Here is a 21246-nt window from a genome sequence, read left to right as displayed (position 1 = left end):
TCCAGCGCCTCCTCCGCCCCTTCGGCCCCACCCTCCCCACCGCGTGGACGGATTGATCCCTTCGGGCCCTTCCCCGCTGGGAACCAGTGCAATTGAATGGGCGTCAGCAGTTCTGGCGAGGTTCGCCGGGCGCGCAGGGACTCCGGGGGTTGGGGATGCTGGTGGAGGCGTTGACCGCACTGGCCGCGGCCGGCGGGGCGGGAATCGTCCAGGCCGCCGGGACGGACGTCTGGGCGGAGGTCCGGGGCCGGGTCGCCCGTCTACTGGGACGGGGGCGGCCGGCCGCCGAACAGGCCGTGCTCGAACGCCTGGACCGGACCGGCGCAGCTCTGGAGGCGGCCACTCCGGAGGAACGCGTCCTGGTGGCCGAGCGCCAGGGCGCGTCCTGGCAGACCAGGTTGGAGGACTTCCTGGAGGGGCTCGATCCGACCGAGCAGGCGGAGGCGGGCGCCCGCCTCCGGGAGCTGCTGGCGCAGGTCGCCACGGCCGCACCGGCCGGCGTCCGGATCGAGGCGTCCCACAGCGGCGTCACGGCCGGTGGGGACGTCATCAACCACGGCGGCGCCATCGGCCGGGACTTCGGCGGGCCGGTGACCATCGGCGGCGCACCGGACAGCCCGGGCGCCACCGACCGCACGGGCACCCCGGGCCACGCCGGAGCCCCCGACCGCCCTACCTCGCCGGGGGCGGCCCCGCGCTGACCGCTCCCGGGGCAGGGCCCGGCGGCGACACCCCGCACGACGGGGTGCGCAGCGCGCGCGATCTACTCAACTCCGGTGGTGTCGTGGCTGGTTCCGTCCGCGACGTGCACCTCCACGGGCGGCACGCCGGCGCGGCTCCCCCCGTGGACTGGCCGGTCCAGGTCGGCACCGTTCCACTGCTCGCGGACTGCTTCCGGCACCGGGCCGCCGTCGAAGGCTCGTTCGCGGTGCCGGGCTCCGTCGCTGCCGAGAGGCCCCGCCCCGCCGACGGCCGTGCTTCGGCCGAGGCCCGCCGCCCGGTCGACAGCCTCCGCTCGGTCGTGCTCAGTGGACCGGCCGGCGCCGGAAAGACCCAGGCGGCCGTCCACCACGTCCAACTCGCCCTGCGCACCCGGGCAGTGGACCTGGTGGTGTGGGCCGACGCAAGCAGCGCCGCCGCGATCCGGCACGCCTACGCGCTGGCCGCCGACCGTCTCGGACTCGGCGGGATCGCCGAGGTGGGCGGGGACGGCGGGCTCGGCGGCACCGCGGCGGCCGACCGGCGCCTGCTGACCTGGCTCAACACCACCGACCGCCGGTGGCTGATCGTGCTCGACGGTCTGGCCGACCCGGCCGACCTGGCCGGGCTCTGGCCCGCCCCGAGCGCGACCGGACTCCTGCTGGTCACGACCCGCCGCGCGGACCGGAGCCTGCGGACCAGCAGGCGCCGACTGCTCCCGGTCGGCGCCTTCACCCCGGCCGAGGCGGCCGACTACCTGGCGGACCGTCTGGCCGTGCACGATCTGTCGGCGCCCGAGGCCGAGCTGCACGGGGTCGCGGCCGGCCACGGGCGCCTCCCCGCCGGCCTCGCCGACGCGGCCGGACGGCTCGTTGCCGATCCCGGGGCCGCGCCCTGGCTCCGGCCACTGGGACCGGGCGCGCAGCCGCGGCGGACCGCCGAGTGCGCGCTGTGCCGGCTCCCCGCCGAGGGCACGACGGTCACCTTGCGCCACGCACCCGAGGACGCCCTCTGGGCGCGCTGGACCGAGGCAGTGCTGCGCCGCGCCGGCCTGCACGTCCTCCCGGACGCGGCGGACCGGACCGTCGTCCTGCTCTCCCCCGCGTTCCTGCGGGCGAGCCCCGGCTCCGGCGGGGCTTCCGCCGTCGACCGGGCCGACGCGCCCGCCCTCGGCCGATCAACGGTGGGGCCCTCCACCGACTCCGGCCCCCTGTCGGACCTCGGCCCAGGGGCAACGCCGGCCGTCCGGATCGAACCGGTACCGGTCGAGGGCCCGGTGGTCGACCTGGTCGGGCTCGGCCCCGAGCCGGCCGCCGCGGCCCTGCTCGCCGCGGTCGGCGGCGCACCCCGGGCGCCCGACCTGACCGGCCTGCGCTACCCCGGCTCCGTCCCTGCGCACTTCAAGGTGCCACCCCGGCACCCGTCCTTCACGGGCCGCCGGACCGTGCTGGAGCACCTGCACCGCCAGCTCGGCGCCGGTGTGGCGGCCGTCCTGCCGACCTCGCAGACCCTCTACGGGCTCGGCGGCATCGGCAAGACCCAGCTGGCCCTGGAGTACGCCCACCGCTACCGGGCCGAGTACGACCTGATCTGGTGGATCGACGCCGAGCAGACCGAGTCCGTGCTCCTCGCCCTGGCCGGGCTCGCGCGGCGGCTCGGTCTCCCGGTCGGCGACTCGGTGGCCGAGGCCGCCGAGGCGGCTCGCGAGGCGCTGGGCCGGGGCGACCCGTCGGACCGCTGGCTGCTGGTCTTCGACAACGCCGACGATCCCGCCGACATCCGCCGGTTCTTCCCCGACGGCCCCGGCCGGGTCCTGGTCACCTCACGGAACCTGGGCTGGACCAGGGCCGCCAGCGCGCTGGAGGTCGACGTCTTCACCCGGGACGAGAGCACCGACCACCTGCGCCGCCGGGTCCGCGGAATCTCCACCGCCGACGCCCACGCGGTGGCCGATGCACTCGGCGACCTGCCGCTCGCTGTGGAGGTCGCCGCCGCCTGGCTGGACGCCACGGCGATGCCGGTGACCGCCTACCTGACCCGCCTGGAGCAGGCGCTCTCCACCGAGGGCGCCTTCGACTACCCACGGTCGGTGGCCGCCGCCTGGGGCGTCTCGATCGAGCGGTTGCGGGACCGGTCCCCGGCCGCGGCGCGACTGCTGCAGCTCTGCGCGTACTGCGCACCGGAGCCGATCGCTGCCGGCCTGCTCTACGGCGAGGAGATGATCGCCGCCCTGGCCGAGTCCGATCCGGCGGCCACGGACGCCTTCGCGGTGGCCGCCGCCGTCCGGGCGCTCGGCCGCTACTCGCTCGTCCGGGTCGACGCGGAGGCCGGCTGTCTCCAACTCCACCGGCTGGTCCAGGCAGTGGTCCGCGGCGAGGTCGAGGGCGGCGGCGGGCAGCTCCGGGCCAAGCACACCGTCCACCGCATCCTCAGCCGGGCCCGCCCGGCCGTCGGCGACACCGACGATCCGGCCAACTGGCCTTCCTTCGAGGAGATCTGGCCGCACCTCTACCCCTCCGAGGCCCATCTCTGCGACGAGCCCGAGACCCGGACGCTGCTGATCGACCGGGTCCGCTACCTGTGGAAGCGCGGTGAACTGTCGCAGGCGCTCTCCCTCGGCCGGTCGCTGGACGAGGACTGGACCCGCAAGCTCGGCGGGAACGACCTGCAGACCCTGCTGCTCCGCTTCCAGCTCGCCAACGTGCTGCGCGCGCAGGGCCGCTACGCCGAGGCGCTGTCACTGGACGAGGCGACCCTGGAGCGCCAGCGGGCGCTGCTGGACGAGCGCCACCCCGACGCTCTGCAGACCGCCGGTTCGCTCGGCGCCGACTTCCGCGCGCTCGGCCGGTTCGAGGCTGCGCTCGACCTGGACCGCGCGACCTACCGGCACTGGGCCGGCCTGTTCGGCGACGATCACCCGCGCACCCTCGCCATGGCGAACAACCTCGCGATCGACTACCGCCTGGTCGGCGACAGCGAGGCCGCGCGCACGCTCGACCGGGAGAACCTGGCGCGCCGCACCCTCGTGCTCGGCCCGCGCCACCCGTACACCCTGTCCACCAAGACCTGCCTCGCCCGCGACCTGCACGAACTCGGCCACCACGAGCCGGCGATCGGGCTCCTGCGGGAGGCCATGGCCGACCTCGACGCCGTGCTCGAGCCGGACCTGCCGGAACACCTGCGCAACACCACCCTGCTGGGCGCCGCGCTGCGGCGGGCCGGGCGGCCCGAGGAGGGCGGCCGGCTGACCCGCGACGCCTACGAGCGGTACAGGCGGCGGTACGGCTTCGACACGCCCGACGGGCTGGTCTGCATGCTGAGTCGGGCCGCCGACCACAGCGGCGCCGGCGACCAGGAGGCCGCTCGGGACCTGGCCCTCCACGTCCACGGCGCCTACCGCGGGATGTTCGGCGACGAACACCCCTTCACCCTGGCCTGCGCCGACAACCTCGCCGTCTACCTGCGCCGGGCCGGCGACCCGGGGGCGGCCGTCCGGGAGGGCCTCGCCGTCCTGGAGGCCATGACCGGAGCGGTCGGGGCGACCCACCCGTTCACCCTGGCCACCACCGCCAACCTCGCCAACGCCCTCGCCGACGAAGGCTGTTGGGAAGAGGCCGAACAGCTGCACCGGACGGCGGTCGAGGGCCTGCGGAACCGCTACGGGTCCGAGCACCACGACGTGCTCACCGCCGCGGCGGACCAGGCCCTGACCGTCCTCAGGCGGGGGATCGACCCGAACGGTCCCGAGGCACACCGGCACGCCGTGGCCGCTCTGGCCCGACGCCTCGGCGAGAGCCACCCGGAGACCTTGGCGGCCAGGGAACTGCTTCCGCTCGACCGCGAGTTGGAGACCCAGCCGATCTGAGCCCGCCCCACCGCGTTGGACTGGCCGGACGGGCGCCCGGACAGGCGGCCGGACAGGCGGCCGGAGCGGACGACATGCAGCCCTCGCGGGCGCAGGGCTCGACACGCGTGTGGGGTGGAGCCGCTGACAGCGGGAGGGCGCGGCCGCCACAATGGCGGGATGACCCTCACCACCGCCGAGGCGGACAAGATCCTGGCCGACAACTTCGCCCCCTGGGTGCAGGCCCTCGGCCTCTCGGTGGCCGAGACCGGCCCCCAGCACGCGGTGCTCCGACTGCCCTGGTCCGACCAACTCGCCCGGGAGGGCGGCGGCCTGTCCGGTCAGGCGATGATGGCCGCCGCCGACACCGCGAGCGTGATCGCGGTGTCGGCGGCGCGTGGCGGCTTCGGCCCGATGACCACCGTCCAGCAGTCCACCAGCTTCCAGCGGGCCGTCACCGGGCAGGACGTCCTGGTCCACGCCCGGGTCACCAAGCTCGGCCGGCGGATCGCCTTCCTGGACATCGCCCTGACCGCCGAGGGGCAGCACGAACCGGCCGCCCACGCCACCGCGGTGTACGCGCTGGCCTGAGCAGGGAGCCCCGTCCGCCCGGCGGTCGGGCGGGTGCTGCGGCGGACGGGTGCTACAGGAGCGTCGGGTACGGCTGCTCCATCTCCTTCGACTTCGGGTTGTCCTCCTCACAGACCGCCGTGACGAACTCGGCCAGCCGCGCCTGCGGCAGGCCGCGCGCGATGTCGGCCTCGCTGATCATCCCGACGAGCTCGTGCTCGGGGTGGTTGATCACCGGCAGCCGGCGCACCTTGTACTGCTCCATCACCCGCAGCACCTGCTCGGCGTCCTCGTCCGCCTCCACCGTCATCGGCCGTCCCTCGGCCAGTTCGCCCGCCGTCACGTGCTCTGGGTCGCGGCCCTCGGCGACGCACTTCAGCACAATGTCGCGGTCGGTCACGATGCCCAGCAGCCGCTGCCGCTCACCGCAGATGGGCAGGGCACCGACGCCGCGGTCCCGCATGATCCGGGCTGCGGTGGCGAGGGTCTCGTGCTCGCGGATGCACTCCGCGCCCGGGTGCATGATGTCGCTGGCTCTGATCATGATCGGCCTCCTGACGTACCTGCCACTGGCGCTCACTCCATCCTGGTCCGGCCCCGCAGGCCTCGCCACCGGGCTCCGGGGGTTCGGGGGTTCGGGGCTCCGGCCGTCACGGCTGCCCGGACGGCCGCTCCTCCCGGTCCCGTTCGCCCGAGGTCCGGTCGCCCGAGCGGTCCGGCACGCGGGCCGCGGCCGCGCCCGTCGCCCCGTTCACCGACCCGCCCGCCGAACGCCCAGGGGGCTGCTCGGCCGCGTGCCCGACCGCCTGCCCGACCGGGGTCTCGGCGGCCCCATCGGGCGGGTCCAGTGGCGACCGGTCCAACAGCTCATCCAGTGGCGGCAGTTCGAGCTGCTCGACGCTCGGCAGCTGCTGCTCCCCCGTGCCCGGCCCGACCGCCGGCTCCGCAGCGCCGTCCGCCGGCACCGTCCGCCGCTGCTGCGCCTCGGCCGCACTGTCCAGGAACCGCAGCAACTCGACCGGGAACGGCAGCACCAGCGTCGAGTTCTTCTCCGCCGCCACCTCCACCACGGTCTGCAGCAGCCGCAGCTGCAGTGCCGCCGGGGTCTCGCTCATCACCGCCGCCGCCTCCGACAGCCGCGCGGACGCCTGGTACTCGCCGTCCGCCGTGATGATCCGCGCCCGGCGCTCCCGCTCGGCCTCGGCCTGCCGCGACATCGAGCGCTTCATCGACTCCGGCAGGGCGACGTCCTTGATCTCCACCCGGTCGATCTCGATGCCCCAGCCCAGCGCCGGGCTGTCGATCATCAACTCCAGACCCTGGTTGATCGGTTCGCGGTTGGCCAGCAGGTCGTCCAGCTCGCTCTTGCCGATGATCGACCGCAGCGAGGTCTGCGCTACCTGGGAGATCGCGAACTTGTAGTCCTGCACGTTGACGGTCGCCTTCACCGGGTCGACCACCCGGAAGTACACCACCGCGTCCACCCGCACGGTCACGTTGTCGCGGGTGATGCCCTCCTGTGCGGGGATCGGCAGCGTCACGATCTGCACGTTCACCTTGCGCAACCGGTCGGCCACCGGCATCAGCGCCACCAGACCCGGCTGCCGGATCTCGTCCCGCACCCGGCCGAACCGGAACACCACACCGCGCTGGAACTGCTGCACGACCCGGACGCTCAGCCCGGCCACCACAGCGCCGACCAGCAGCACTCCGACAATGACCCCCACCACGATATCGACGACCATCACGGCCTCCTCGCGGGCACCGGCGAATCCCGGCCGTCGCCGTCCCGGCCGTGCCGGGGGCCGCCGGAGCAGCACCTTCCACGCTACGCCTGCGGGCGCGGCACCGGGACGCGCGCCGGGGCCGGCCCGGCGGAATGGCGCCGGGGCAGGCGCCAGACGCGCCGCGTCTACCCCGCCACGACGGCCGGAAACCGACCGCACCGGACCGCCGAAGGGCCTGCCGCGTGGGTCAGGCCGGGACCCGGCCCGACCCACCGGACACGCCCTACGATCAAGCCATGCAGCCAGCCGACCACGGCCCCGCCCTCGGCCGCAGCCCCGGCCCGGGCCCCGCCACCGGCCGCGCGGCCGGCCCCGCCGCCGCCCCGGACGACCCCCACCACCCGGCCGCGGCCGCCGCCCTGGCCGACGGGCTCACCGCGCTCGACCGCGTGGTCACCGGCTGCCGCGCCTGCCCCCGGCTGGTCGCCTGGCGCGAGGAGGCTGCCCGCACCAAGCGCCGCGCCTACCTCGACTGGGACTACTGGGCCCGCCCGATCCCCGGCTTCGGCCCGCCGGACGCCCCGCTCGTCCTCGTCGGCCTCGCCCCCGCCGCGCACGGCGCCAACCGCACCGGCCGGATCTTCACCGGCGACCCCTCCGGCGACCTGCTCTACGCCGCGCTGCACCGGCTGGGGCTCGCAAACCGCCCCGAGTCCGTCCGCCACGGCGACGGGCTGCAACTGCACGGCGTCCGGATCACCGACCCGGTGCGCTGCGCGCCGCCCGACAACCGGCCGACCACCGCGGAACGCGACACCTGCCGCCCCTGGATCGTCCGCGAGCTGGAACTCATGCGCCCCACCGTCCGGACGATCGTCGCCCTCGGCGGGTTCGCCTGGCAGGCCATGCTCCCGGTGATCGCCGCGGCCGGCTGGGAGCTGCCGCGCCCCCGCCCGGTGTTCGGGCACGGCGCCCACGTCGTGCTGCCCGCCACGGACGGCGGCCCGCCGCTGGAGCTCTACGGGTGCTACCACGTCAGCCCGCGCAACACGAACACCGGCCGGCTGACCACCGCCATGCTGCACGACCTGCTCCGGACGGCCGCCCGCTCGGCCGGCCTGCAGCCGACCGGCCCCGGCCCGACCGGGGTATGACGCCCGGCGGGCCCGCCGCACCGGCGTCTCCCCGCGTCGCCTCAGCCGAACCGCGCCAGCTTCCGGCCCGACGCCTCCGCCCAGACCTCCGGCAGTTCCTGCCGCGCCGCCTCGCCAGCCGCCAGCTGCCACGCGTACAGCACGCCGTACCCGAACGCCTCGGCCGAGCCCTCCGCCTGCTCCCGCAGCGCGGCCTCCGCCACCACCGCGTCCTGGTGCTCCCCGAGCACCTCCTGGACCGCCTTCATCCGTTCGACGTACCGCGCGGCCCGCCGGCCGGCCACCGGCACCGCCGTCTCCCCCGCGTACCGGGCCCGCTTCGCCGCCTTCCGGGCCTCGTGCAGCGCCCGGTCCTGCGCGGGCCCGTCCGCCGGGCCCTCCGCCAGTGCCGCCCGTACCCGCTCCGCCGTCCGGCGCTGCTCGCGCGCGGCGATCCGGGCCAGCTCGGGCCCGGCCGGCCGCCCGGCCCGGCCGCGCAACGGCGGCTCGGCCAGCAGCGCGGCGAGGCCGTCCGCGAGGGCGCGCCGCCGCGGGCTGTCCAGGGCCGCGACCACCTCCGGCCACACGCGCCGGTACTCCTCCGCCGACCAGCGCTCCAGCTCCCCCGCCACCCGGTCGGGTCCGCAGGGCGCCGGCAGCTCCCGCGCCTGCGCCGCCAGCCGCTCGCCGAGCACCTCGCGGTCCCGCGCCCGCCCGAGCGCGGCCCCCAGCCACCGCAGCTCGGCCACCAGCTCATCGGTGGCCCCGGGCGCGAACACCTGCCGAAAGGTCCGCAGCGCACTGCGCAGCCGCCGACACGCCACCCGCATCCGGTGCACGGCGTCCGGCTCGTCCGCCCGCACCGCCTCGTCCAGTCCGTCCAGTACGGCGGCCTGCGTCCCGATCCGGTCGAGCACCGCCGCACCGACCGTGCGGCTGCGGTTCTGCGCGCCCACGCGCTCACCCCTTCCTCGGGGCCGCCGGGACTACCTCGGGGCCGCCGGAACGCCTTCCAGGCTAGGTCCTCCCCCCGTTCCCGGCACAAGACCGCCGCCCGGCACGGGCCCGGCCGCCGGACGACCGCCGGACGGCCACCCGGCACCAACGGCCGTGGCCTCCCCCGAGCGGGTGCTCGGAGGAGGCCACGGTGGAGCCGCGGGCGACGCCGGTCCGGATTCACCCGGATCGCCGCCGACCGGTCAGGACGCCAGCTGCGCCCGGGCGAACCAGCGCTGGTTCGGGTTGCCACTGCACTGCCAGATCCCGAGGACGGTGCCGTTCTCGGTGCTCCACGAGGGGAGTTCCAGGCAGCTGTCGGCGCCCGGGTTGTACAGCGCGCCGTCGAAGCGCCGCACCCAGATCTGGCCCGGGTCACTGCCGTTGCAGGCCTGGATCTGGACCTTCGAGCCCCAGTGGGCGGGCTTGTCGGCGATGCCGAGGCACCGGTTGTCGTCCCCGCGGACCTTGATCCTGCTGTCCGCGGTCAGCGTGAAGTGCTGCGCGTCGCTGTTCCAGCAGTCGTAGACGGCCACCGGCGCGCCGACGGCGCCACCCCAGTCGTCCATGCACTTGCCGGGGTTGTACGAGCTGTGGAGCTGGACCCGCGAGCCCGTGGTGGCCAGCGCGTTGGCCTGCGTCTCGGTGAACGCGTACGGGTAGACCCGGACGTCGCCGATCGCGCCGTTCAGCAGGCCCTCGGGGGTCGTGAACCGGGAGGTGACCGCGCCGCCGACGTTCAGGCTGCCGGTGGCCTTCCAGGTGTTGGGCACCTGGGCCGAACCGGTGGCCCGCCCGTTGACGTAGAGCGTGATCGTGCCGGCCTGGGCGTTGTAGGTGCCGACCAGGTGGGTCCAGACGCCGAGGTCCGGATCGTGGTCGTCGACCGCGCTGTAGTACGCACCGGTGTTGAGGTAGTCCTCGTGCGGGAGGACGAGCGCCCACCTGCCGAACGCGGCCGAGTACTGCAGGTAGAACGGGCTGCGCTCGGCTCCGGTCAGGGTGACGACGTTCTGGTAGCCGTTCCGGTTGTTGAGCTTGACCCAGGCCGCGACGGTGTAGCTCTGGGTGGTGTCGATGTTGGCCTGGTTGGTGGAGCGGTAGAAGGTGGACGAGCCGTCGAAGACGGTCGCCCGGTCGGCCGCGCCGTTGTGGTCGGCGGTGCGGGTGAACGTGCTCGGGTAGAGCGGGTTCTCCGGCTTCGCGCTCGGCTTGGTGGGATCGGCGTAGTTGGAGTCCGCCTTGTTCTGGGCGTCGAGCGAGTACCAGAGCGGGTTCACCGCGGTGTTGGCGACCGTCTGCGGGCCGACCTGCCAGGTGAAGCCGGGGTTGGCGGTGCCGGGGTCGGCGGTCTCGCCCCACCAGATGTCGAGCCGGCCGTCGCCGCCCTTGCCCCACAGGGTCGGGAAGCCGTTGCCGGTGAGGTCGCCGTCGGAGCCCATGGTCGGCCAGCCGTCGACCGGCACCCCGCCGATCCTGGTCGTGGTGGGCATCCCGGTCAGCGTCGGCACGGTGATGGTCTGGCCGTGGGCGTCGAGGGCCGGGCGTCCGCTCGCATCGGTGGCGAGCACCGTCCCGGTGGTGAAGGTGTGGGCCAGCAGGTCGCCCTTGGCGCCGTCCGGCGCCTGCTCCAGGTTGCGGCTCCACAGGCCGGGGTGGCCCTGCTTGGCCCAGTCACCGGGGGTGATGAGCTCCTTGTCCTTCCAGCCGGACGCGGCCAGGCGGACGGGCTTGCCGAGGACGTTGCCGGCGGTCGCCGGGTAGTACCAGAGGGCGGCGTCGGTACCGTTGTCGGTGCTCTCGACGGTCAGCAGGCCGCTCTTGTTCTTGAACTGCAGCCTGTAGTCGAGGTCGGTGCTTACCGGGTCACCGAGGGAGGCCACTCGCAGGGTCTTCGACCAGTCGGTGGCGTTGTAGCCGGGCGTGGTCAGCCAGGAGCAGTCCTCGGTGGCCGTCGTGGCGCACTTCGGCTTCTGCAGCAGGGTCTTGGAATCGACGCGGCCGTAGTAGCCGGTGTTGCCCGGGTTGCCGTAGATCCAGAGGTTCCTGTCCCCGGGGGCGTGGGCGACGATGTCGTCGATGTTGTTGCCGCCGGTGAACGTGCCGCGGTGGGCGAACTGGATGTTGCCCCAGCCCTGGCCGGTCGGCGAGTCCTCGCGCCTGGCCACGAGGGAGGCGGCCGGGCTCTTCGCCTGCGGGTTGCCGGGCACGGTGTAGGCGCGGAGGTCACCGGCCTGGTCGGGCGTCACGATGTCGGGTGCGCTGTCGCCGGTCACGTCGCCGAAGACCGGCGGCGGGCCGTCAGGGTTCCACGGCACGTAGAACGCGTACTGCGCCACCGGCGAGACGTTGCGGGCGTTGTCCATCACCTGGATGTAGCCGATGTTGGTGCCCCAGCGGCCCGCGTAGACACCGATGCCGCCCTGCGGCAGGCTGCCGCCGCACTGCCAGTCGACGCCGCTGAACTGCGGCTCCCAGGCGAAGCGGGCACACATGACGCCGGACGGGGTACCGCCGTCGGGCGCGTTGTCGACCGCGGTGAACGGGACGATGCCCCACTCGCCCGAACGCTTCTTGGTGACCTGCCCGTTGCCCGACGGCGGGAAGCGGTCGGCCAGTTCGGCGTCGCTCAGCGTGCTGTAGACGTCCGGCACGGAGATGCTCGGGGGCGTCTGGTCGACACCGAAGCGGCAGGTCGGGGTCGAACCGGACATCCCGATCAGCTTGTCGGTGGCGTGCGCGCTCCAGCCGTAGACGTGACCGTCCTTGATCACGTCGCCGCGGACGCCGAAGGCCGCGTTGCCGCCGTTGCCGACCTCGCCGGAGAATCCGGAATCGACGTCGGGGACGCCCGGCAGGCTGTAGTCCCAGATGTGCGTCCAGGAGTAGAGGCTGTTCTGGACGGGGCTGTGCACGGTCGCGTTGAGCGTGACCGCGCCGTTGAAGTTGCTGCCCGCGCTCATCCAGGCCAGCGAGGAGCCGTCGCAGCCCTGGTTCTCGGCCCACGGCACCGCGGTGGCCGGCGCCGGCCAGGCGTACTGGCTGGTGGGGGTGTCGGGGGCACGGTCGTACTCGACGGTGATCACGGGCCGGTAGTCGAGCCGCTTGAAGCCCATCCGGTTGACCTCGTCCCGGGCGAACACCCCGAAGGTGAGGGTGTCGCGAGACGGCGCGTAGTCCCGGAAGGTGGAGGTGATGTCGTAGCTGAACGGCACGTTGTCGTGGCAGCCGGCGCCCCCGGAACCGGCCACCTCCGCCACGCCGATCCGCCCGCCGCCGACCACACCCGGCGGCTTGTTCCAGGTGGTCTCCTTGTCGATCGGTCCCGTCAGGTACAGGTCCAGCCAGTACTTGTCGGTGCACGAGAAGTTCGAGGACTCGTACTCCCAGGCGGTCAGGGTGGCCTTGTTGACGACGGTGCCGCCGTAGCCGCGGGTGTCGAACTGGAAGTAGGAGCGCTCGACGCCCTTGTCGGTCAGGTAGCCCTGGTAGCCGACGCCGGGACGGGCGTACTGCCCGTTGCTGGCGGTGGTCTGCCCGAAGCGGGAGGTGCCCGGGTAGGCCGACTGGGTCCAGGTCCAGGCATTGCCCTCGCGACGGTCGGGGATCCAGCCCGGGTCGATGAACCAGGGGCCCTGGCCCTTGCCGAGCACCGAGTCGTCGGTGGTCAGTTCGATCGCGTCGCCGGTGGCGGTGGCGGGCATGGTGGCGACCTTGGCCTCCGCACCGGGCCCGTCCGCGGTGCTGGCCTTGCCCGACTTGGCGGGGGCACCGGCCGACGTGCCGCCGTCCGGACCGGCCGCCGGGGCCGCCTGCGCGGCCTTGAGGCTCTTGGCGGCGGGGTTCGCGGGGGCCGCCGGGGTGGCGGTGCCGGTCGCGGTGCCGCCGGAGCTGTCCCACATCTGCGGAGCGGGGGCATGCCAGCGGGTCACGCCGTCCTTGGTGGCGGCGGTGAGGTTCCCGGAGCCGTCGGCCTTCACCGACACACCCTTGCCGCTGGTGCCGAAGCGGACCTTCTTGAGCTTCGGGTTCCTGGCCGCCTCGGCCGTCTTGACGATCAGGACGGTGCTGAGGCCGCCGAACCTGTCGGCGGTGACCTTCAGGTCGATGCCGGGCGCGACCTCGGGGTAGACCAGGCCGTCGCCGTCCTCGTCGAGGGCCGGCTTGGTGAGCGGGAACGGCGAGTCGATGGCGAGGGTCTCGCCGTCGGCGCTGGTCAGGGTGCCGAGCGGGCCCTCGCCGCCACCGGAGAGGTGGACGCCGGAGGCTGCGTTGCGCGGCCGGAAGCCGCCGGCGGGGTCGGCGACGAGCTTGGCGTCGAGGGCGGCCCAGGTGCCGTCCTGCTGCTTGACCCGCTGCTGCTCGGGGTGCTGGGTACGGGAGAGGTGCCCCTCGGGGGTGGCCACCGTCTCGCTGAACTCGTCCGTCAGCTCCGGCACGGGGACGGGCTTCTTGGTCGCCTTGGCCTGGGCGATCGCCTTGTCGGCGGCCGTCACGGCGGGCTTCTCCTTGGCGCGCTTGGCATCGGCGGCGGCCATGGTCTCGGCCAGGCCCGGCGGAACGGCGCCGGGTCGGTTGGCGGCGGGCGCGGCGTCGGCGAACGCGACGGGCGCCACGGAGGTCAGGGCCAGGACGAGCCCGACGGCCGCGGCGGACGCGCGCGGCGACGGGAATCTCGAACGGAGGCGCGCGCCGGAGCGGGCCCCGGGCGGAGCGGCAGACATTGGTGAAGTCCCCCACGCAAGACGAATCGGCTGCTCGTGGGCGATCCGTGAAGATCTGGAGCAGAGGTCGCCAGGCAAGCTCCCGCAGTTACCGACTATCCGTCAATCGCTTTATGCCGCAAGGCTGTCCGTTTTGGAGGCAGGCGAACCAATTTGACTTCGGTGTGACATCGATCACCACGGGGATAGGTCGACAATTTGCTCGACCTGGCCGACGCAGCCGCCCTACTGTCCGCCACAGTCGTGTACAAGCGTGCGCCATTTGACGCAGCGTCACCATGTGGGGGTAGCGGTGTCCATTCGTCATGCCCGTTCATCCTGGCCGGCGGGGAGGGGGGCGCCGCCACCCGGCTTGGGGAGAACACGCGTCGCCTTTGTGAGTGCGCTGGCTCTGCTGGGCGCTCTGGTGGCTCCGGTCGCGCCGGCGCTGGCTGCGCCGGTGGCTGACAAGAACAAGGACAAGGTGTGGTCGCCGCCGAACACGCCGTTGCCGAAGACGCCGTCGGTGGCGGGTTCGGCGGAGAAGCCGAAGTCGGTGCCGGCGAAGAAGGGTTCGCCGGACTGGGTGCCGCCGAAGACCGCGCCCAAGGTGGCGGCCGGTTCGGCCGTGGCACTGCTGGAGGCGGCGCCGGCGGCGGGTGCGAAGGCGGTCCGCAAGGGTGCGGACGGCGCCGAGGTCCGGGAGCCGGCGGCGGGGGCGTCGAAGCAGGCCGGTGAGCTGCCGGTGTGGCTGGCGCCCGTCGCGCCCGATGCTGGGGCGAAGGCGCAGGGGGCACCAGCTGCCACGGACGCGCCGCCGGCCAATCCGCCCGTCAAGGTGACCGTTGCCGATGCGAAGGCCGCGACTGCGGCGGGTGTGCAGGGTGCACTGGTGTCGCTGGCACGGAACGAGCAGGCGGATGCGGCGAAGGTGCGAGTGGGCCTGGACCTGTCGGGTGTCGGCTTCGGAGGTGACTTCGCGCAGCGGGCGCAACTGGTGTCGCTTCCCGCCTGTTCGCTGACCACCCCGGAGGTGGCCGGCTGCCTTGAGCGCACACCCATACCCTCGCACTACGACGCGCAGGCGAAGAAGCTCGTCGCGGACATCGACCTGCCCGCGGTGGAGGCTAAGGGCCGGAAGGCGGACTCCAAGTCGGCCGAACTGGCGCCGTCCGGTGCACTCGCGCCTGCCTCGACGCCGATGGTGCTGGCTGCCGAGGGCACCCCGTCGAGTGGTCTGGGCACCTACAGTGCCACGTCGTTGTCGCCGAGTCAGGCGTGGACGGCGGGCAGCTCGTCCGGGTCGTTCACCTACAGCTACCCGATCCAGTCGCCGCCGACTCTCGGTGGTGCGGCGCCGCAGGTGGCTTTGGGCTACGACTCGGCGTCGGTGGACGGTCGGACGTCGTCCACCAACTCGCAGGCCTCCTGGGTGGGTGACGGCTGGGACCTGAACTCCGGGTTCGTGGAGCGTTCCTACAAGCCGTGTGACAAGGCCGGGATCGCGGGTTCGGGTGACCAGTGCTGGGGCGGGGCGAACCTGACCCTGTCACTCGGGGGCCACTCGGGTGAGCTCGTGCCGCACGACACGTCGTGCGTGTCGGGCAACGTCAAGGACGAGCAGTCCAAGTGCACCTGGCGGCTGAAGAACGACGACGGCACCAAGGTCGAGTTCCTCACCGGCGCCACGAACGGCACCTGGAACGACTCCTACCTGAAGGTCACCGACACCGCCGGCACCATCTACTACTTCGGCCTCAACCATCTGCCCTCCGCCTCCGGCACCCCGACCACGGTCGGCCCGGAGTCGAAGTCGGCGTGGACGGTACCGGTGTACTCGCCGAACCCGGGCGACCCGTGCTACGACGCGGCCAAGGGCAAGGGTTCGTGGTGCCAGACGGCGTGGCGCTGGAACCTCGACTACGTCGTCGACGTCCACAACAACCTGACCACGTACACCTATGCGCCGGAGACCAACTGGTACGCGCGCGGCGGCGGCCAGAACCGCGGCTCGGGCACCAACACCGAGTACACCCGCGGCGGCACCCTCGCCTCGATCGCCTACGGCCAGCTGCTCTCCGACCAGCTCGGCGCCAACGGCTCCTACCAGGCGGCGTCCAGGATCGACTTCGGGACCGGTGAGCGCTGCGTGGCCGGAGAGACGGCCTGCGCGCCTGCGCAGCGCACGACGGCGAATGCGGCGAACTGGCCGGACGTTCCGATGGACAAGCAGTGCGCCAAACTGGGTACTTGCTCGAACTTCGGGCCGAGTTACTGGTCGACGCAGTGGCTGAACAGCATCACCACGTCGATTCGTTCGGGCGGTTCCTACCGTCCGGTGGACCGGTACGATCTCGCGCACGTGTTCAAGACGCCGTCCAACTCGGGTGAGAACACGCAGATCCCGTGGCTGCAGACGGTCAAGCGGATCGGCAAGGACACCTTCAGCGGGCAGAGTGAGCAGGAGCTGCCCGCGGTGACCTTCGCGGATCTGCTGTTGCCCAACCGGGTGGACGGCCTGGTCCCGGCCCGGCCGGGCTACAACCGGCCGCGCATGGAGCTGATCACTCTGGAGACCGGCGGCACGATCGGCGTGGAGTACGTGAAGGACTCCTGCCGGCGTACGACCGGGAAGATGCCGGCCTCGGCGGACAGCAACACCATGGCCTGCTTCAATGTGAAGTGGTACGACACGGGCGTGGCCGGGATGGTGGACGACTGGTTCCTGCGTTACCCGGTCGCGTCCGTGACGGTCGACCCGAACTCCAACCTCATCACGGGTGCGCTGACCAGGACCACCTCCTACGAGTACGGCGATGCCGCGTGGCACCGCAACGACGGCGCGCTGGTGGACGACAAGTCCCGCACCTGGGACCAGTTCCGCGGCTTCGCCAAGGTCACCGCGGTGACCGGCTCGGGCAACGACGGCAAGAAGTCCAAGACCTCGACCAGCTACTACCAGGGCATGGACGGCGACCTCAAGGCCAATGGCACGGCCAAGCCCGCCTCTGTCTCTGGCCCGACCAGCGGCGCCAAGACCGACTCCGACTGGCTGTCCGGCCGTGTGCTGGAGTCCGACACCTACGCCGACGCGGATGCGACGTCGCCCGAGGCATGGACCGTCAACACCAGCAGCGGCCCGTCCGACACGGCCACGCACAAGCGCACCGGTCTGCCCGACCTGGTGGCCCGCTACGCGGCCACGACGTCGATCAGCGTGAGCACGGCGAAGACCACTACCGGCACCCGCACCACCTCGACGGTGACCACCACCGACAAGGATCACGGCAACCGGGTCAAGACCAAGCTCAGCACCGCCGACGGCACCCCGGACCTGTGTGTCCGCAACTCCTATGCCGCCGGCGGCAACGCGCAGATGACCGGCCTGGTGTCCGAGGTCCTGACGGTTTCGGGCAGTAACGCCTGTACGGCAGCGCCGACTTCGGACAACACCGTCTCCGGTTCGCGCGTCCTGTACGACGGCCAGGCGTTCGGCAGCGCAGGGGCGAAGGGTGAGGCGACGGGGGCCCAGGTTCTCGACCGCTACGACGGTGCCTCCGCGCAGTGGGTGACTACCGGCGCCACCGCCTACGACACCTACGGTCGCACGGTTAGTGTTACCGATGTGACATCCACGGACAGCGCCAACCCGAGCGGCGCCACGGTCACGACGAGCTACAGTTCCGCGAATGCGGGTGAGCTGCCGAATCAGACCGTCGCGGGGACGCCGGCTCCGGCGGGTGCGCCGGACGCGGGTGCGAAGCGCACCACCACCGTGACGCTGAACCCGGCGCGTGGTCTGCCGATCACCACGACCGACCCCAACGCCCGTACCGTCACGCAGTCCTACGACGGTCTGGGCCGGTTGAAGGCGGTATGGACGCCGGGTCGGGCGACGAACGCGACCGCCAACTTCACGTTCGACTACACCGTTGACGGCACGGCCAGGCCTTCGGCGATTACCAGCCGGAGCATACGTCCGAGTGAGGACTATGCGGTGTCCACGCAGATCATGGATGGCCTGGGCCGGGTCGTGCAGACCCAGACGGATCCGGCGATCTCGGCCTACCACGGCCGCCTGGTCACCGACACCTTCTACGACTCGCAGGGCCGGACCAACCGGGCCTACGCCAGCTACTACGACGACACGTCCGCCCCCGGCACGGTGCGCTTCGACGCGACGGCGGCGCAGGTCCCGGGTCAGACGTACACCGAGTTCGACGGCATGGGTCGTCCGGTGAGCTCGCAGTTCATCGCGCTGGGTGTGCCTCAGAACACCACGACCACCGCCTACCCGGGTGCCGACCGGGTCGACGTCACCCCGCCGGCCGGAGCGACGGCGACCAGCACCGTCACGGATGCGCGCGGCCGTGCCGCCCAGTTGTGGCAGTACCGGACGCCGAACGCGACCGGCAAGCAGGCCGACGCGGACGTCACCGCGTACACGTACACCCCGGGCGGCCAGGCCGCCACGCGCACGGATGCTGCGGGTAACTCGTGGAGTTACGGCTACGACCAGCGCGGCCGCCAGGTCCGTGCCGACGACCCCGACACCGGTGTCTCGACACGCACCTACGACGGCGCCGGGCGCCTGGCGACCACCACGGACGCACGCGGCCAGAGCGTGGCGATCACCTACGACCTGCTCGGCCGTAAGACCGGTACCTACAACGGCACCGTCGCCCCGGCCAACCAGCTCACCGGCTACACCTACGACACCGTCGCCAAGGGCCAGCCGGCGAGCTCGAGCCGCTACGTCGGCGGCGCCAGCGGTGCGGCCTACACCAAGGCCGTCACCGCGATGGACGAGGCCTACCGACCCACCAAGACCAGCGTCTCCATCCCCGGCAGCGAGATCGGCAAGACCGGGCAGGCGACCTTCGACTACTCGGCGCTGTACGACGAGATCAGCGGTGCGATGAGGCTGGAGGGCCGTGCGGCCGCGGGCGATCTGGCCGCCGAGAAGGTCACCTACAACTACGAGGCCTACGGCCTGCTGCACGACATGGGCGGCGCGGACGACGTCTACCTGCGCCAGTCGGACTGGGACGCCTACGGGCGCAACATCCGCTCCACGGTCAACCCGTTCGGCTGGCAGATCGTCGCCACCAACACCTACGACGAGTCGACCGGGCGTCTGCTGACCCAGTACATCGACAAGCAGACCTCCACCACCGGCACCGTCCAGAACACCACCTACGCCTACAACCAGGCCGGCCAGATCACCGCGGTCCGCACCATCCCGAACAACACCCCCGCGGCGACCGACCTGCAATGCTTCACCTACGACAACCTCGGCCGCCTCACCACCGCGTGGAGCGACACCGGCCGGCTCGACCAGCCCACCCCCTCCCTCGCCGGACAGGGCGCCTGCGCCAACACCACCCCCACCAGCGGGGCGGTCGCACCGGCGAAGACCACCGTCGGCGGCAGCGCCGCCTACTGGCAGGACTACTCCTACGACCTGACCGGCAACCGCACCAAGCTGATCAACCACGACCCGGCCGGCGACACGGCGAAGGACCTCAAGACCGAGCAGACCTTCCCCGCCCCCGGCACCCGCAACACCCCCACCACCGCAGCCGGAACCGGCGGCGGCACCGGCGGACCCCACACCCTGACCAAGGCCAAGAACACCTTCGGCTGGAGCCCGGGTACCCAGGGCAGTGACCAGTACGACGCCGCCGGCAACACCACCAAGATCACCAACCCCGGCGGCAACAAGGAACTCAAGGCCGGCTTCACCCTCAAGTCCGGTGAGACCGTGCGCTCCAACGGCGCCCAGCTCACCATGCAGAGCGACGGCAACCTCGTCCTCACCTCCCTGCGCTCCGGCCAGGCCGTGTGGGCCACCAACACCCAGGACCACCCGGGCGCGTGGGCGACCATGCAGGACGACGGCAACTTCGTCGTCTACGACACCCAGCGCGTCCCGCTCTGGTCCTCCCAGACCTGGGTCGGCAACAACAGCGGCTACTTCGCGGTCGTCCAGGACGATGGCAAGCTCATGGTCTACGCCCCTGGCTGGCAGTCCAAGTGGAGCACTCCCACCTGGAACGGCGTCGACGCCGCCAACGGCGCCACGCTGACCTGGGACGTCGAGGGCAAGCTCGCCTCACTCACCCAGGGCTCCGCCACCACCAGCTACGTCTACGACGCCGACGGCAACCAGCTGATCCGCCGCAACCCCGGCAAGGTCACCGTCAACCTCGGCGGCGGCGACGAACTCACCTACGACACCGTCGCCAAGACCAGCACCGGCACCCGTTACTACACCATCCCCGGCGGCATCACCCTCGTCCGCCAGGGCCCGGACAAGCTCACCTACCAGTTCTCCGACCACCACGACACCAACTCCCTCTCCCTCGACCGCGATTCCCTCGCCGAGTCGCGCCGCGCCACCGACCCCTTCGGTGTCTCCCGCGGCCCCGGCTCCCTCACCACCCCGTGGTCCGGCGACAAGGGCTTCGTCGGCGGCCTCAAGGACGACGCCACCGGCTTCACCAACCTCGGCGCCCGCCAGTACCAGCCCACCACCGGCCGCTTCCTCAGCCCGGACCCGATCATGACTCCTGAGGATCCGCAGCAGTGGAACGCCTACGCCTACAGCAACAGCAACCCGATCAACAAGGCTGACCCCAGCGGCCTGGCCCTGGAGGAGTGCGCAAGCGGGATGTACCGGTGCTCGAACCACGGAACCAAGGTCGAAGGTGACGGTCCGAACCACGACAAGATCGTCGCCCAGATCCAGGCCGAGGTGCCGCTGCGGCAGGCTGCGTTCAAGCGCTTCCTGCGGGCCCAGTCGCCCTTCAGCACGTACTGCCCGGAGTGCCACAACACCGGTAAGGGCGGGGTGCCTTCCTTGCCGGGGGCCAAGGGGTCGACGACACCGGGGGCGGACAAGTGGGGGATCGACAAGGGGTCCGGTCCGGCCAACAACAACATGAGTGCCCTGCAGTTGACGGGCGGGTGGTTCCTGAATGGCTTGGGCCGCACCCAGACCTTCGGTGGAAACTCCCAGTTGGTCACTGACCTCGCCAAGCATGACGTGGTGAGCCAAGTGCGATCTACACTCATAGCAGGCGTTCAGACCGGGGCATCGGATGCCATGGATCCGGCTACGGTGCGCTACAAGGACACGGGTCCAGAGCCGGGCACTCTGCTCAACAGCCCCAGAGGAGGGGTGAACGACATACTGGGCATCATCACCAATGGGAGGCTAGGGACCAGCAACCCTTCGGCGGCCTTCCTGGGCTCCTACAGCGGATCCGCATGGGTGCAGGATGTTGACGCCGGCGCCAATCTCATGAAGCTTCACTTCGAGATCAAGAACGTCTCGGGCTGGAATTCTGCCACCCATATGATTCCGGAATCGTGGCAGAGCTGGATCGAGGCACCGCTGCCAGGGCAGTCCGTCTACGAGCGCCTTGCGTGGGACGAGTATTGGCCGATCAATCGATGCGTGAACACGCTGTCCTACATACGGTAAGGTCGGTCCGTGTATGGGGAGTTCAAGATGCACACAGTCGTCATTCACTCTGAACGGAGCGCCGTGATCCCGAGACCGTCCCGAA

General features: G+C 72.2%; 9 protein-coding genes. 5 read left to right on the top strand and 4 right to left on the bottom strand.

Annotated features, from left to right (window positions below):
- Positions 1-149 precede the first annotated feature (149 nt).
- The 3 genes from ACIPSC_RS12615 (at position 150) to ACIPSC_RS12605 (ending at position 5134) form a co-directional block, all read left to right on the top strand.
- Complete coding sequence (locus ACIPSC_RS12615; RefSeq protein ID WP_400825194.1) at positions 150-701, top strand: hypothetical protein; 552 nt, start codon at positions 150-152, stop codon at positions 699-701.
- 83 nt (positions 702-784) lie between these two features.
- Positions 785-4564: an FxSxx-COOH system tetratricopeptide repeat protein gene (fxsT, locus tag ACIPSC_RS12610; RefSeq protein ID WP_400825193.1), complete on the top strand. Its 3780-nt coding sequence runs from the start codon at positions 785-787 to the stop codon at positions 4562-4564.
- Positions 4565-4723: 159 nt separating this feature from the next.
- Positions 4724-5134 carry a PaaI family thioesterase gene (locus tag ACIPSC_RS12605; RefSeq protein ID WP_400825191.1) on the top strand — a complete coding sequence of 137 codons (411 nt, stop codon included), beginning with the start codon at positions 4724-4726 and terminating at the stop codon, positions 5132-5134.
- A gap of 52 nt (positions 5135-5186) precedes the next feature.
- On the opposite strand, the gene ACIPSC_RS12600 is transcribed toward ACIPSC_RS12605, so the two are convergent.
- Positions 5187-5657, bottom strand: a complete 471-nt coding sequence (locus tag ACIPSC_RS12600; RefSeq protein WP_400825190.1) for a CBS domain-containing protein — start codon at positions 5655-5657, stop codon at positions 5187-5189.
- A 106-nt stretch (positions 5658-5763) separates the two neighbouring features.
- Positions 5764-6858, bottom strand: a complete 1095-nt coding sequence (locus ACIPSC_RS12595; RefSeq protein WP_400825188.1) for an SPFH domain-containing protein — start codon at positions 6856-6858, stop codon at positions 5764-5766.
- Between the two features lie 278 nt (positions 6859-7136).
- Here ACIPSC_RS12595 and ACIPSC_RS12590 point away from each other — a divergent pair, with 278 nt between their 5' ends.
- Positions 7137-7994 carry a uracil-DNA glycosylase gene (locus tag ACIPSC_RS12590; RefSeq protein ID WP_400825186.1) on the top strand — a complete coding sequence of 286 codons (858 nt, stop codon included), beginning with the start codon at positions 7137-7139 and terminating at the stop codon, positions 7992-7994.
- Positions 7995-8035: 41 nt separating this feature from the next.
- Here the strand turns inward: ACIPSC_RS12590 and ACIPSC_RS12585 are convergent, their stop codons facing one another.
- Both ACIPSC_RS12585 and ACIPSC_RS12580 read right to left on the bottom strand, forming a co-directional pair.
- Positions 8036-8929 (bottom strand): CHAD domain-containing protein, encoded by an 894-nt coding sequence (locus ACIPSC_RS12585; RefSeq protein ID WP_400825185.1) that lies wholly within the window; start codon positions 8927-8929, stop codon positions 8036-8038.
- A gap of 243 nt (positions 8930-9172) precedes the next feature.
- Positions 9173-13585, bottom strand: a complete 4413-nt coding sequence (locus ACIPSC_RS12580; RefSeq protein WP_400825183.1) for a LamG-like jellyroll fold domain-containing protein — start codon at positions 13583-13585, stop codon at positions 9173-9175.
- A gap of 484 nt (positions 13586-14069) precedes the next feature.
- Between ACIPSC_RS12580 and ACIPSC_RS12575 the strand changes: the two genes are divergently transcribed.
- Positions 14070-21161: an RHS repeat domain-containing protein gene (locus ACIPSC_RS12575; protein ID WP_400825181.1), complete on the top strand. Its 7092-nt coding sequence runs from the start codon at positions 14070-14072 to the stop codon at positions 21159-21161.
- Positions 21162-21246: the final 85 nt, after the last annotated feature.

This window comes from Kitasatospora sp. NPDC090091 (genome assembly GCF_044747365.1).
Classification (GTDB): domain Bacteria; phylum Actinomycetota; class Actinomycetes; order Streptomycetales; family Streptomycetaceae; genus Kitasatospora.
Note: the sequence above shows the minus strand (reverse complement) of the source record. Positions and strands in the feature narration are given on the sequence as shown.

Excerpts from the sequence above, each read along its gene's own strand:
- ACIPSC_RS12605 (WP_400825191.1), top strand. The coding sequence starts at position 4,724 with ATGACCCTCACCACCGCCGAGGCGGACAAGATCCTGGCCGACAACTTC.
- ACIPSC_RS12600 (WP_400825190.1), bottom strand. The coding sequence starts at position 5,657 with ATGATCAGAGCCAGCGACATCATGCACCCGGGCGCGGAGTGCATCCGC.
- ACIPSC_RS12595 (WP_400825188.1), bottom strand. The coding sequence starts at position 6,858 with ATGGTCGTCGATATCGTGGTGGGGGTCATTGTCGGAGTGCTGCTGGTC.
- ACIPSC_RS12590 (WP_400825186.1), top strand. The coding sequence starts at position 7,137 with ATGCAGCCAGCCGACCACGGCCCCGCCCTCGGCCGCAGCCCCGGCCCG.